This is a genomic window from Streptococcus sp. GS001 (assembly GCF_021595565.1).
In the GTDB taxonomy this organism is placed as follows: domain Bacteria; phylum Bacillota; class Bacilli; order Lactobacillales; family Streptococcaceae; genus Streptococcus; species Streptococcus xiaochunlingii.
This window is the reverse complement of sequence record NZ_JACSYJ010000002.1, coordinates 586,763-600,422: the sequence shown is the minus strand read 5'-3', so window position 1 is coordinate 600,422 and position 13,660 is coordinate 586,763. Positions and strand designations below refer to the sequence as shown.

The window sequence follows — 13,660 nt, the reverse complement described above, 5'->3', positions numbered from 1 at the left end:
AAAACCTAAGAATGTTAAGTGAATTGTTGTTTAGAAGGAGTTATTTTGATATGAACCGATTTGAAGTAACTACAAAGATTGGTTGTCTCTCTGTTACTTATAAAAAGGGAAATAAAATACTAGTTTGTTTAAATGGTGCTGGTTTGATACCAAGTTATGAAAATTTCCTACCAATCCTTGAAAAACTTCCTTCCTCAATAGGTTACTTAACGATTGATTTTCCGAATACAGGCAGGAGTCCGATTCATAGTCAAACAGGAATTAATTTGGACAATCTTGTTGAAGTAGTATTCGAAATCCTGAAAGGGTTGGAAATTTCCGATTATATACTTTGTGTTCATAGTTTAAGTGGTGTTTTGGCTTTAAAGTTACTGAGTAAACCAATTAAGTGTCAAGCTTTGATAGCAATTGAACCAACAACAAAAAATATAATGTTTGCTGATTTTTCAAAAAATCCTTATCCAGAAATGGAAGAGCAAATGAGGATGATTGAAGAATGTGGTCCGGAAAATTATTTTAAGGGACTAACTCATGCAACATTTGAACCTGAAACTGATAGACTGATTTGGGAATTGATGGAAGAAAAGGGCTTAGAATTGGAAAAGCAAGTTCCTGGATTTCAGATATCAGTAAATATTACCGCTGAAGATTTTGATAGTTTGACCTTAGCAGATAATATTCCTGTTTTCGTATTTTGTCAGGCGTACAGAGAAAAAGAGTACAGAGATTCAGAATATTGGAATTCAAATACGAAACTCATTCTAGGTGGAAACCACCACTATCTACACTGGTCAGAATCGGAAAAAATTGCAACTCTTATTAGAGAACTGTAAAGATAAATTAATTAAAAGAGGAATGTAGTGAAATCATGAATTATTTTAACGTTGGGAAAATTGTAAATACCCAAGGCTTACAAGGAGAGATGCGGGTCTTGTCTGTGACAGACTTTGCGGATGAGCGCTTTAAAAAAGGAGCTGAATTGGCCCTCTTTGATGAGAAGGATCAGTTCGTCCAAACAGTGACCATTGCTAGCCACCGCAAGCACAAGAACTTCGACATCATCAAGTTTAAGGATATGTACCATATCAATGCCATCGAAAAATTCAAGGGCTTTAGCCTCAAGGTTGCGGAAGAAGACTTGACGGATTTGGATGAGGGCGAGTTTTATTACCATGAGATCATCGGCCTTGATGTTTATGAAAATGACCAGCTAATCGGTCAGATCAAGGAAATCCTGCAACCAGGTGCTAATGATGTCTGGGTAGTCAAACGCAAAGGCAAACGAGACCTTCTCTTGCCTTATATCCCACCAGTGGTGCTCAATATCGATATCCCGGGTAATCGGGTCGATGTGGACATCTTAGAAGGGTTAGACGATGAAGATTGATATTTTAACCCTCTTTCCAGAGATGTTTTCGCCTTTGGAGCACTCGATCGTCGGCAAAGCGCGTGAGAAAGGCCTATTAGAGATAAACTACCATAATTTTCGTGAATATGCGGAGAAGGCACGCCACGTCGATGATGAGCCCTATGGTGGTGGGCAAGGTATGCTTCTACGAGCGCAGCCGATCTTTGATGCCTTTGATGCCATTGAGAAAAAGAACCCGCGCGTGATCTTGCTAGATCCAGCTGGTCGGACCTTTGATCAAAGGTATGCAGAAGAGTTGGCTCAGGAAGAAGAATTGATCTTTATCTGTGGTCACTATGAAGGCTACGATGAACGGATCAAGACCTTGGTGACAGATGAGATTTCTCTGGGAGATTATGTTCTGACGGGCGGTGAGCTAGCAGCCATGACCATGATTGATGCGACAGTCCGCTTGATTCCAGAGGTGATCGGAAAAGAGTCCAGCCACCAGGATGATAGTTTTTCGTCTGGTCTCTTAGAGTATCCTCAATACACACGGCCTTATGAATACCGAGGGATGACGGTTCCAGATGTCCTCATGAGTGGTCACCATGAAAATATCCGTCAATGGCGTCTTTACCAGAGTTTGAAAAAGACCTTGGAGCGTCGCCCTGATCTGCTAGAAAACTATGAATTGACAGCAGAAGAAGAGAAGATGTTGGAGCAAATTAAACAAGAAGACTAACAGCGACAGCTGTTTTTCTTTTGCACTAAAATAAGAAAAAATCTTTCCCATCCTACTAGTTATTGGTAACAAAATGTGGTATCCTTATGAAGAGAGAACAGATATGAAAAAGTTTTGGTGGGGATTGCAATGGGCAAAAAAATAGGAAAATCAGTCTTTACAACGGGTGTCGCTGCGACAACCCTCTTTTCAGCTTTGGCTGGACATAAGGCGCAAGCAGAGGAGATTGCCCAGAAGGATGCTGCTGATCAGCAAGCGCCTGATGTGACTGGAATGGATTCAAGTTTTATGGATATGAATATCTTAAATGAACAGTTGTTAAAAGCTGAAAAAAGAGTAGAAGACCAACGTTTGCGCTTGAATCAGGCTCAATCTGAATACAATGTAGCCAAGTCTGGTCTTGAAGCTGCTGAAGCTAACTTACAGAATACTGAAACAAGGATTCAAAACTCCAATCAAAGCACTATTGGCAAAACTGAAAATGAAGTTGCGGTTGCTAAAGCAGTTGTTACTTTGGAAGAAGACAAGGTACGCCAAGCAACAGAAGCCGATCACCAAGTCCGTTCTGCCATAAAGAATCAAGAGAATAAAATTGCTGCCCAACAGTTGCTTGTTGATATTGCAGGTAATGAATTGAGAAAAGCCAAACAACCCATCCAGAACGATGAGACAGTATTAGCCAACGCACAGCAAAAAGAGGAGCAGGCGCAAAACGAATTAAAAATAGCTCAGGCATTAGTAGTTAATCTGACAGAAACACATGCCAATGTGCCTCAGGTCTTAAAGCAGGTTTCCAGTGAGATTGCTGGCGCACAAGAGAAAATTGAGCGACTAGCCCATCAAATTTCCCTAAAAGAAGTGGAGTTAGAACAGGTCCGTAAAGCGGCAATGCTGAGTCCCATCAATCTTCAACAGGCAAGCTATGAGACCTTACTTCAAGAGTGGGCCAAGGCGGGTGACCGATGCGCTGTCGGAGCCTTGTCTCTTTATCGCCGTAGGAGTGAAGAGGACCAGCTGGCAGGTGGAAAGGTCACTAGATTAGATAACGTCTTAAAAGCGTTAGAAATCGTAGATACGATTAATCTGTACCGTCGCCAGGCTGGTTTAGAGGAGCTCTTGGTAGATCCTTATCAATTGCCTGCTAGTCAACTTCAAACAGAGTATTATGTAAACCATCGAAAAGGCTTGTCCAGTTACCAAGAGAATGAGAATGTTGCCTGGGGCTATCGACCTAGAGAAGCGGTTGCCTTCTGGTATAGTGAAAAAGACCACTATCGTCAATTAGCCAAGCAATTCGATTTACCGACGGATGAAAGTCAGCTAGATCCTAGACAGATCTCCAGAAAAATGGGACCGGAGCTATTTGCTAAGGTTGGCCACTATGTACACATGATGGGAAATCAATACAAGGCCATTTCAGTTGCCTATGATCCAGATTTAGAGGTATCTCAAGTAGCTTTCTTTGAAGAAGGAAGCCCGCTTTATACCAGCGAAGAACTGACCAAGTGGATGAGAAAAGTTGCCAATGCAAGGACGACAAAAGCGGATGTGAAGGCTGTAAAAAATATATTGGAGAGCCTAAAGGTTGAAAAGATTAACCAAGAGTCTCGCATCAATATCCTTTCTGGGCATTTATTCGATGTTAAGAATTCTCTTGCAAGTCATGAGCAACTATTAGCGCGTGCACAACGTAACCTAGCTTCACTGATGAAGAAATGGCAGGTTGCGTCGATAGAAGTCAAGGAAGCCGAAAACTCACTGGCAGTATCACGAGCTCGTATACAAGGTAGTATTAGCCCGAAGGAAGAAGCCTTGAAAAATGTTACTCTGGCATTAGAAGAAGATAAAAAGCAATTAGAAGCTTTACAGAATGCAGCGAAAGAGACTGCATCTAAACTTGAAGGCGCACATGCCCAACTTCAAATCGCTCAAAAACAATTAACGCAAGCTAAAGGTCATCTTAAACTGTTTACCAATTCATCTGAACTGCTAGTTGATGCCCAAGCCTTGGTGGCTTCCGCAAAAACTGAACTTGAAAAGAAAAAAGTAGAATTTGAAACAGCCTTTGCAAGTTTTATGGCTTACCAAAAAGAAGCTAGTGAGTTCAGGAGTCGAATAGAGAAAATTCATTCAAATGAGGATGGAAATAAATCTGCAGTAGCAGGAGAGGAAGAAGTTACTGATCAGGCCCCAGTTTCGTTACTGGCTTCTACTCAATCAGAAGATCACTTGCAAGACGAACCTAACCTTGAGAAAGCTACTGGAAAAGACGAACACAAAAGTAAAAAGGGACTATCCAAATGGTTCCGAGGACTTGGGTTTAAAAAAGTTGAATAGTTGTTAAAGTAAGAGTGGGACAGAAATCGGTAATTCGTTAGAATTCGATTTCGTCGTCCCACCTCCGCACAGTTGAGTAGGGCTGTAAAAGATGATGAAATCAGCGTAGTAGAGCCCACTCAACCACTGCGTCTTGCTCGATAATCCAAAGACAATTGAGAGGCTAGGACTTTTGTCCCAGCCTCTTTTTTATTCTGTCAGAAATTTACTGCTGAGGTTTTTAGGTATTTTGTTCAAGACTTAAGTAGCGATATGAAAAGAAAGTATAATGGACGATTTTAAAGAAATTGATAGAAAATGAAAGAAAATGATATTTAATGCTTGACTTTGAAAGATAAGAGAGTATAATAGTCCTTGTAATCGTTTCCGAAAGGAGGTAATATGTTAAAATCTGAACGAAAACACATCATTTTAGAAAAGGTTATCAAAGAGCGAATCGTCTCTATTGAGGATTTAGTTCAAGAGTTAAACTCATCAGAATCAACGGTTCGGCGCGATTTGGATGAACTAGAAGCTGAGAATAAACTGAGACGAATTCATGGTGGGGCTGAAAGTCTCCATTCCTTGCAGGAAGAAGAAAGCAATAAAGATAAAGCAATCAAAAACGTTCAAGAAAAATCTGCTATTGCAAAAAAAGCAGCAGAATTGATCAAAGATTTTGAAGTTGTCTTTATCGATGCAGGGACCACCAATGAATTATTGGTTCATGAATTGGCCAATCCAACCGTTACAGTTGTGACAAATTCCATTCACCATGCAGCGAGTTTAGTGGAGAGAGATATTCCGACGGTCATCATCGGCGGGATGGTTAAGACGTCAACCGACGCTAGCATCGGAGGGATGGCCTTGAATCAAATCGGTCAGTTAAGTTTCGATCGAGCTTTTATTGGGATGAATGGCGTCGACCTAGAGTCTTACAGCACTCCGGATCTTGAAGAGGGGGCTGTAAAACGGGCCATTTTAGAGAATGCAAAGAATACTTACATTCTCCTGGACTCGTCAAAACTTGGGCGGACATCTTTTGTAAAGGTAGCTCCGGTGAAGAGAGCAACCATCATTACCAATGCTTCAGATACGGAAATCCTTTCTAAATTAAAAGAAAAAACGGAGGTTATTGAGGTTTGATTTATACAGTTACATTAAATCCAGCGATTGATTACATCGTTCGTATCGATCATGTAGAGACAGGGGCGGTCAACCGGATGGCTTCGGAAGATAAATTCGCCGGTGGTAAGGGAATCAATGTCAGTCGTGTCTTAAAGCGTCTCGATATCGACAACACAGCGACTGGATTTATCGGTGGTTTCACAGGACGCTTCATTGAAGACGTACTGACTAGTGAAGCTATTTCAACCAACTTTGTGACAGTGGACCAAGATACACGGATCAATGTCAAGATCAAGGCCGATGAGGAAACAGAAATCAATGGGAACGGCCCAGAAGTGACGGAAGCTCAGTTGCAAGAATTGCTCAGCATCCTATCCAGCTTAACAGCAGATGATGTAGTAGTCTTTGCAGGGTCTGCTCCATCTTCACTTGGGAATGCGGTTTACAAACAATTGATCGCAGCAACTCGTGCAACAGGTGCGCAAGTGGTGTGTGACTTTGAAGGGCAAACCTTGATTGATTCTTTGGAGTTCAATCCCCAATTGGTCAAACCAAACAATCATGAATTGGGAGATATCTTTGGCGTTACCTTGACGGAATTGCCAGAAATTGAACGCTATACCAAAGAAATCTTAGCCAAGGGTGCACAAAACGTCATTATTTCCATGGCGGGTGATGGTGCTCTCCTTGTCAGTCCAAGCGGCACTTACTTCGCAAAACCAATCAAAGGTCAAGTGAAGAACTCTGTCGGGGCTGGAGATTCCATGGTAGCAGGCTTCACTGGGAAGCTTGCAACGACGGGTGATGTCATCGAAGCTTTCAAATGGGGCGTGGCTTGTGGAACGGCGACCACCTTCTCAGATGATTTGGCGACAGCTGACTATATAAAAGAAACTTATGAAAAAGTAGAGGTAGAAAAACTATGAAAATTCAAGACGTTTTAAATAAAAACGTGATGTTGTTTGATATTCAAGCAACAGATAAAGAGGGCGTGATCAATGAGATGGTCCAATCGCTCGTTAACAATGGTGTGGTGACAGATTTTGAAACTTTTAAAACTGGAATCATGAACCGTGAAGCACAAACTTCAACTGGTTTGGGTGACGGAATTGCTATGCCTCACAGCAAAAATGAAGCTGTCAAAGAAGCAACGGTTTTGTTCGCAAAATCAAACAAGGGTGTGGACTATGCATCACTTGATGGACAGCCAACAGACTTGTTCTTCATGATCGCCGCTCCAGAAGGAGCAAATGACACTCACTTGGCAGCCCTTGCTGAATTGTCTAAGTACTTGATGAAACCAGGATTTGCGGACAAACTTCGCCAAGCAAGCACACCTGATCAAGTGATCGCAGCCTTTGATGCAGAAGAGCAAGAAGCTGCAGCTGAAGAAGCGAAAAAAGCAGAAGCAGTCAAAGAAGCAGCTTCATTTGACAAACCGCTCATCGTTGCTGTTACAGCATGTACAACTGGTATCGCCCACACTTATATGGCAGAAGAAGCCCTCATCAAAAAAGGTGAAGAAATGGGTGTTACGGTCCGTGTTGAAACCAACGGTGCATCTGGTGTCGGCAACCGCTTGACAGCTGAAGAAATCGCAAAAGCTGAAGGGGTCATCATTGCAGCGGATAAAGCAGTTGAAACCGCTCGTTTCGATGGCAAAAAATTAATTTCTAAACCAGTCGCAGCAGGTATCCGTCAGACAGAAGAATTGATCCAAACCATCTTGGATGGCAAAGCAGAAGTCTTCCACGCCGAAAATGTTGCACAAGCTAGCGCTAGCCAAGAAAAATTGAGTTTGGCTGGAGCCTTCTACAAACACTTGATGAGTGGGGTTTCTCAAATGCTTCCATTCGTTATCGGTGGTGGTATCTTGATTGCTCTTGCCTTCTTGATTGACCAAATTCTTGGAGTGCCTCAAGATCAATTATCTCAACTTGGTTCATACCATGAATTAGCAGCTCAATTCAAGACAATCGGTGGTGCAGCCTTTGGCTTCATGCTTCCTGTACTTGCAGGTTACATCGGATTCTCAATCGCTGAAAAACCTGGTTTTGTAGCAGGGTTTATCGCTGGATCTATTGCTAGCTCAGGGTCAGCATTTGGAAATATCGCCTACGGCGCTGCTAAAGGTGAGTTGCCAGGTGCAGTATCATCTGGTTTCCTTGGTGCCTTAGTTGGTGGTTTCTTAGCAGGTGGAGTGATTCTTGTTCTTCGTAAAGCTCTAGCAGGTCTTCCTCGTTCTCTTGATGGTATCCGTTCAATCCTTCTCTTGCCATTACTTGGTGTTGGTTTAACAGGATTCTTGATGTTCCTCATCAATATTCCAATGGCTGCTATCAATACTGGTCTTAACAACTTCCTTTCAAGCTTGTCAGGTAGCTCAGCTGTCCTTCTTGGACTTCTCGTCGGCGGTATGATGGCTGTCGATATGGGTGGACCAGTGAACAAAGCCGCTTATGTCTTCGCTACAGGTACACTTGCTGAATCTGTTGCTTCAGGTGGTTCTATTGTTATGGCAGCCGTTATGGCAGCTGGTATGGTTCCTCCATTGGCAGTATTCGTAGCAACTGTCTTGTTCAAAGATAAATTCACACAAGAAGAACGTGATTCTGGTTTGACAAACATTGTCATGGGTCTTTCCTTCATCACAGAAGGTGCCATTCCTTTCGGTGCAGCTGACCCAGCTCGTGCCATCCCAAGCTTCATCGCAGGTTCAGCATTGACAGGTGCTCTTGTTGGTCTTGCAGGCTTGAAACTGATGGCTCCTCACGGAGGAATCTTCGTGATCGCCCTTACTTCAAATCCACTTCTTTATATCTTGTTCGTATTGATCGGTGCAGTTGTAAGTGGTATCTTGTTCGGATTGCTTCGCAAACCTAAAAACTAAACATGACGAAAAGGCTGGGATTTCCCCAGCCTTTTTTCTTCTCTCTCTGAGAGAAAACAGTGTGAAAAGACATGGTTCTGCAATAGAATCTTGTTTTAATTTATGGTATAATTTTCATAACGCTTATTTTTAGGAGAACAAGTATGGATATCCAACGTGAAAAAGAATTCGTCAGCCAGTATCATTATGATGCTCGTAACTTTGAATGGGAAAAAGAGAATGGAACTCCCGAGACCAAAGTAGACGTCAACTTTCAATTGATTCAACGCGATACAGAGTTAAAGACAACCTCTTTAATCGTTATTTTGACCTATATGATTGTCTTTGATGGTTTTGTCATCAGCGGGACCATTACCCAAATCAACCACATTCACAATCGTTTGGTCAGCGAGCCAAGTGAGTTCAGCAAAGAAGAAGTGGAAGAACTAGCTCGTCCTTGCTTGAATATGCTGAATCGTTTGACCTATGAGGTAACTGAAATCGCCCTTGATTTACCAGGGATTAATTTGGAGTTTTAATGCATGAAATTAGCAGTCATCACAGATTCTTCTGCCTATCTATCAGATGAATCAAGAGGACACGATAATTTATTTGTCCTAGATATTCCAGTTGTCATTGATGGAGTATCTTATGTAGAAGGTAAAAACCTGACAGCAGAAGAGTTCTATCAAAAGATGGAAGCTTCCTCTGAGCTTCCGAAAACGAGTCAACCTAGTATCGCGGAATTAGAAGAACTCTTGTCGCAATTAGAGGCTAAAGGCTATACCCATGTTTTAGGGATTTTCCTTTCTTCTGGTATTTCTGGTTTCTATCAGAATATCCAGTATATGAAAGACGAATTCCCAAATTTTACGATCGCTTTTCCAGATTCTAAGATTACCAGCGCTCCTCTTGGGTGGATGGCTGAAGAAGCTGTTAAATGGGCTGATGAAGGCCGTTCTTTTGATGAAATTCTAGCCAACATCCAGACACAAATCGATGGGACTTCTGCCTACATCATGGTTGATGATCTCAATCACTTGGTCAAAGGGGGGCGTCTTTCCAATGGAGCGGCGATTCTAGGGAATCTCCTCAGCATCAAGCCCATCCTCTATTTTAACGAGGAAGGCGTGATTGAGGTATACGAGAAAGTTCGGACTGAGAAAAAAGCCATCAAACGCTTAGCTGAGATTGTCAAAGGAGGAACTGCGGATAAAGACTATCAGATCATTATCATCCATGGGAATGCACTGGATAAAGCAGAAACGCTTCGCGATATTCTTCATCAAAACGGTTTTGCTGGTGAGATTCCATTTGCGACCTTCGGCAGTGTCATTGGTACGCACTTAGGAAATCACAGTGTTGCTATCAGTTTTGTACCGAAAGTATAAGGAGAAAACATGCCAATTAGAGTAGTGATTGCAGGTTTTAAAGGGAGAATGGGCCAAGCGGCTTGTCACATGGTGTTAGAAGACCCCGAGCTTGAACTAGTTGGCTTGGTTGATCCCCATGCGTCTGAAAACGAGCTGGCGGGTGTTCCGGTCTTTCATGACAAAGAAGGGGTTTTGTCGCTGGATGCGGATGTGTGGATTGACTTCACCATCCCTAAAGTGGCGTATGAACATACCCGCTTTGCTTTGGAGCATGGACTAGCGCCTGTGGTTGGGACAACTGGATTTACAACAGAAGAAATCACTGATTTGATTGAATTGTCTCGTGAGAAGAATCTTGGAGGCCTCATCGCGCCAAACTTTGCTATTGGTGCAGTCTTGCTCATGCAATTTGCAGCGCAGGCAGCTAAGTATTTCCCGAATGTAGAGATCATCGAGTTGCATCATGATAAGAAGAAGGATGCACCGAGTGGGACTGCTGTGAAGACAGCTGAGCTGATTAGTCAGGTCCGTCAACCACAAGAGCAGGGAGCGCCAGATGAAGAAGAGAGTCTTCCAGGTGCTCGCGGTGCTAACTACCAAGGCATGCACATCCATTCGGTTCGTTTGCCTGGTCTGGTAGCCCATCAAGAAGTGATTTTCGGTAGTCAAGGAGAAGGATTGACCTTACGCCACGATTCCTACGATCGGGTGTCCTTCATGACAGGGGTTAATCTAGGAGTAAAAGAAGTAGTCAAGCGTCATGAGCTTGTCTATGGTTTAGAACATCTATTATGAGATTAAAAAAACTGCCTTCTGAATTTCAGGAGGCTTTGCCAATATTAGAAAAGATTCGAAAAGCTGGATATGAAGCTTATTTTGTCGGGGGCTCTGTACGGGATGCCATTTTAGGTCGTCCTATCCACGATGTAGACATTGCCTCCTCCTCTTACCCGGAAGAGACCAAGGCTATTTTCGAGCGGACCATTGATGTCGGGATTGAACACGGGACGGTCTTAGTTCTTGAGAATCATCAAGAATATGAAATTACCACTTTTCGAACAGAGGATGTCTACGTCGACTTTCGAAGACCTAGTGCGGTTAATTTTGTCCGTTCCTTAGAAGAAGATCTCAAGCGCCGCGATTTTACCGTCAATGCCTTTGCCTTGAGTGAAGAAGGGGAAATCATTGATCTCTTCAATGGACTGGAAGATTTGGAGAATCGGATTCTAAGAGCTGTTGGTGTGGCGACAGAACGCTTCAACGAGGATGCTCTTCGGATTATGCGTGGTTTTCGGTTTCAGGCCAGTCTTGGTTTTGATCTAGAAGAAGCAACCTTTAATGCCATGACAGATTGCGCTCCTTTGTTGGAGAAAATCTCTGTCGAACGAGTCTTTATTGAGTTGGATAAGCTCCTCTTAGCTCCTTTTTGGCGCAAGGGCTTAGAAGGTGTAATTGCTAGCCAAAGCTATCAGTACCTCCCTCTCTTACAAAATAGCCAATCGTCCCTAGAGAAACTGTTCCAGCTGTCCATGGACTATACCTTTACGAGTTCTGAGCAAGCTTGGGCCGCCTTACTCTTGACCTTAGATGAGAATAAGGTATCTGCTTTTTTCAAGAAATGGAAAACCTCTCGTGACTTCGCTAAGAAGGTGGAGCAGTTGGTTGAAATCTACTGGTTGCGTGAAAAGGCTAGTTTAAATCGTCGGGATGTCTATCGCTATGACCGTAGCCTTCTCTTGTCAGCGGAAGAACTACGTCAGGCTCATGGATTGCCCGTAGATTTCCAAGTCATCGAAGAATTGTATGATTCTCTAGCTATCCATGATAAGCACGAAATCGTAGTCAATGGTGGGATGTTGATGAAGGAATACGGCTTAAAACCAGGTCCAGGTCTAGGACAAGTGCTTTCTGCCATCGAATGGGCCATTGTAGATGGCGAATTAGAGAACGACAAACAAGCAATTGGTGATTTTTTGAGCCACTATCTTGAAGCCAAGAAGGGGGAAGCATGAGCGATTTTATTGTTGAAAAACTAACCAAGTCCGTCGGGGATAAGACGGTCTTTAAAGATATTTCTTTTATCATTCATGAGCTGGATCGGATTGGACTAATAGGGGTCAATGGGACAGGGAAAACAACTCTCTTAGATGTTTTGTCTGGTCGTGCAGGCTATGATGGAGATCGTTCCCCTTTTTCTGCAAAGAATGATTATAAGATTGGTTATCTGACCCAAGAACCTCAATTTGATGATAGCAAAACTGTCCTTGATACAGTCTTGTCAGATGATGTGAAGGAACTTCAATTGATTCGTCAGTATGAGTTGTTGACGAGCCAGTACGATGAGAGTCAGCAAGCAAAACTGGAAAAAGTCATGGCGGAGATGGACTCTCTCAATGCTTGGGAAATTGAAAGCCAAGTCAAAACAGTCCTGACCAAATTGGGGATTCATGATTTGTCTGCTAAGGTGCGGAGTTTGTCTGGTGGTCTGCGTCGCCGTGTTCAGCTGGCACAAGTTCTCTTGGGAGACCTTGATTTGTTGCTGTTAGATGAGCCGACCAACCATCTGGATATTGATACCATCGAATGGTTGACCAATTTCTTGAAGAACTCTAAAAAAACTGTTCTTTTCATCACCCATGACCGTTATTTCTTGGACAATATTTCAACACGTATTTTCGAATTGGACCGTGCAGGTCTAGTCGAATACCAAGGAAACTACCAGGATTATGTCCGCTTAAAAGCTGAGCAGGACGAACGGGATGCAGCTCTTCTTCACAAGAAGCAACAACTCTATAAACAAGAATTGACCTGGATGCGTCGCCAACCACAGGCGCGTGCTACCAAGCAACAGGCTCGGATCAATCGTTTCCACGACCTCAAAAAGGACCTATCTCATCAGACGACGGAAACTGATCTGGAAATGTCCTTTGAAACCAGTCGTATCGGCAAAAAAGTCATTGAATTTCAAGATGTTGATTTCGCCTATGATCAGGGACCGATTCTGCAGCAGTTTAATCTATTGGTTCAAAACAAAGATCGGATTGGAATTGTGGGAGATAATGGTGTTGGAAAGTCAACCTTGCTCAACCTCATTGCTGGGAAACTTCAACCGACTGCTGGGAAGGTCCTTATCGGAGAAACGGTACGGATTGCCTACTTCTCGCAGCAGATCGAAGGCTTGGATGAAAGTAAGCGAATGATCAACTTTCTGCAGGAAGTAGCGGAAGAAGTCAAGACCAGCGCAGGGTCTACATCAATTGCCGAATTGTTGGAGCAATTTCTCTTCCCTCGTTCGACCCACGGAACCTTGATTGAGAAACTATCTGGTGGTGAGAAGAAACGCTTGTATCTTTTGAAGCTTCTCATTGAAAAACCAAATGTCTTGCTTTTAGACGAGCCGACCAATGATTTGGATATCGCGACCTTGACAGTGTTAGAGAATTTCCTACAAGGGTTCGGCGGTCCGGTCATTACGGTTAGTCACGACCGTTATTTCCTAGACAAGGTTGCTTCTAAGATTCTAGCTTTTGAAAATGGTAGCATTCGTGAGTTCTTCGGAAATTATACGGATTACCTAGATGAGAAAAAGTTTGAGCTAGAAATGGTTGCTGAAAGTAGCAAGCCTGAAAAAGAAAAGGTAGTCAAAGTCCGAGAAGAAAAGAAACGAATGAGCTACCAGGAAAAGCAGGAGTGGGCGACCATTGAAAGTGAGATTGAAGAGATTGAAAACAAGATTGCAACCATCGAGGCTGAGATGAATGAGAATGGTTCTGACTTCGGTAAGTTGGCCAGTCTCCAACGTCAGATGGATGAAGAAAACGAGCGGCTCTTAGCCAAATATGAACGGTATGAGTACTTGAGTGAGTTGGCAGAAAACTAAA

General features: G+C 43.0%; 12 protein-coding genes. All 12 read left to right on the top strand.

Annotation, left to right across the window (positions count from 1 at the left end; translation table 11 throughout):
• The first annotated feature begins 50 nt into the window (after positions 1 to 50).
• Complete coding sequence (locus H8S88_RS06465) at positions 51 to 833, top strand: alpha/beta fold hydrolase (protein ID WP_236128181.1); 783 nt, start codon at positions 51 to 53, stop codon at positions 831 to 833.
• A gap of 35 nt (positions 834 to 868) precedes the next feature.
• Positions 869 to 1,387, top strand: coding sequence for a ribosome maturation factor RimM (gene rimM, locus H8S88_RS06460; RefSeq protein ID WP_037615386.1), 519 nt, complete (start codon positions 869 to 871; stop codon positions 1,385 to 1,387).
• Entirely contained in the window at positions 1,377 to 2,093 is a 717-nt protein-coding gene (gene trmD, locus H8S88_RS06455) for a tRNA (guanosine(37)-N1)-methyltransferase TrmD (protein ID WP_236128180.1), read from the top strand. Before rimM ends, trmD begins: the two co-directional genes overlap by 11 nt.
• A gap of 129 nt (positions 2,094 to 2,222) precedes the next feature.
• A complete protein-coding gene (locus H8S88_RS06450) occupies positions 2,223 to 4,430 on the top strand; it encodes a CAP domain-containing protein (protein ID WP_236128179.1) in 2,208 nt (735 codons plus the stop codon).
• Between the two features lie 381 nt (positions 4,431 to 4,811).
• Positions 4,812 to 5,555, top strand: coding sequence for a DeoR/GlpR family DNA-binding transcription regulator (locus H8S88_RS06445; RefSeq protein WP_048716102.1), 744 nt, complete (start codon positions 4,812 to 4,814; stop codon positions 5,553 to 5,555).
• A complete protein-coding gene (pfkB, locus tag H8S88_RS06440; RefSeq protein ID WP_195611658.1) occupies positions 5,552 to 6,463 on the top strand; it encodes a 1-phosphofructokinase in 912 nt (303 codons plus the stop codon). The genes H8S88_RS06445 and pfkB overlap by 4 nt, the downstream gene beginning before the upstream one ends.
• Positions 6,460 to 8,427, top strand: a complete 1,968-nt coding sequence (locus tag H8S88_RS06435) for a PTS fructose transporter subunit IIABC (RefSeq protein ID WP_236128178.1) — start codon at positions 6,460 to 6,462, stop codon at positions 8,425 to 8,427. Before pfkB ends, H8S88_RS06435 begins: the two co-directional genes overlap by 4 nt.
• Before the next feature lie 143 nt (positions 8,428 to 8,570).
• Positions 8,571 to 8,945 carry a DUF1149 family protein gene (locus tag H8S88_RS06430; protein ID WP_006596301.1) on the top strand — a complete coding sequence of 125 codons (375 nt, stop codon included), beginning with the start codon at positions 8,571 to 8,573 and terminating at the stop codon, positions 8,943 to 8,945.
• Between the two features lie 3 nt (positions 8,946 to 8,948).
• Positions 8,949 to 9,797, top strand: a complete 849-nt coding sequence (locus H8S88_RS06425; protein ID WP_129822028.1) for a DegV family protein — start codon at positions 8,949 to 8,951, stop codon at positions 9,795 to 9,797.
• A 9-nt stretch (positions 9,798 to 9,806) separates the two neighbouring features.
• Entirely contained in the window at positions 9,807 to 10,574 is a 768-nt protein-coding gene (gene dapB / locus H8S88_RS06420; RefSeq protein WP_129822029.1) for a 4-hydroxy-tetrahydrodipicolinate reductase, read from the top strand.
• Positions 10,571 to 11,791, top strand: a complete 1,221-nt coding sequence (locus H8S88_RS06415) for a CCA tRNA nucleotidyltransferase (RefSeq protein WP_195611666.1) — start codon at positions 10,571 to 10,573, stop codon at positions 11,789 to 11,791. The genes dapB and H8S88_RS06415 overlap by 4 nt, the downstream gene beginning before the upstream one ends.
• Positions 11,788 to 13,659 carry an ABC-F family ATP-binding cassette domain-containing protein gene (locus H8S88_RS06410; RefSeq protein ID WP_236128177.1) on the top strand — a complete coding sequence of 624 codons (1,872 nt, stop codon included), beginning with the start codon at positions 11,788 to 11,790 and terminating at the stop codon, positions 13,657 to 13,659. Before H8S88_RS06415 ends, H8S88_RS06410 begins: the two co-directional genes overlap by 4 nt.
• Position 13,660: the final 1 nt, after the last annotated feature.

What these genes read in the sequence shown, in the direction of transcription:
- H8S88_RS06450 (WP_236128179.1), top strand. Translation starts at nt 2,223, where the DNA reads ATGGGCAAAAAAATAGGAAAATCAGTCTTTACAACGGGTGTCGCTGCG.
- H8S88_RS06410 (WP_236128177.1), top strand. Translation starts at nt 11,788, where the DNA reads ATGAGCGATTTTATTGTTGAAAAACTAACCAAGTCCGTCGGGGATAAG.
- trmD (WP_236128180.1), top strand. Translation starts at nt 1,377, where the DNA reads ATGAAGATTGATATTTTAACCCTCTTTCCAGAGATGTTTTCGCCTTTG.
- rimM (WP_037615386.1), top strand. Translation starts at nt 869, where the DNA reads ATGAATTATTTTAACGTTGGGAAAATTGTAAATACCCAAGGCTTACAA.
- H8S88_RS06445 (WP_048716102.1), top strand. Translation starts at nt 4,812, where the DNA reads ATGTTAAAATCTGAACGAAAACACATCATTTTAGAAAAGGTTATCAAA.
- H8S88_RS06425 (WP_129822028.1), top strand. Translation starts at nt 8,949, where the DNA reads ATGAAATTAGCAGTCATCACAGATTCTTCTGCCTATCTATCAGATGAA.
- H8S88_RS06430 (WP_006596301.1), top strand. Translation starts at nt 8,571, where the DNA reads ATGGATATCCAACGTGAAAAAGAATTCGTCAGCCAGTATCATTATGAT.
- H8S88_RS06465 (WP_236128181.1), top strand. Translation starts at nt 51, where the DNA reads ATGAACCGATTTGAAGTAACTACAAAGATTGGTTGTCTCTCTGTTACT.
- H8S88_RS06415 (WP_195611666.1), top strand. Translation starts at nt 10,571, where the DNA reads ATGAGATTAAAAAAACTGCCTTCTGAATTTCAGGAGGCTTTGCCAATA.
- dapB (WP_129822029.1), top strand. Translation starts at nt 9,807, where the DNA reads ATGCCAATTAGAGTAGTGATTGCAGGTTTTAAAGGGAGAATGGGCCAA.
- H8S88_RS06435 (WP_236128178.1), top strand. Translation starts at nt 6,460, where the DNA reads ATGAAAATTCAAGACGTTTTAAATAAAAACGTGATGTTGTTTGATATT.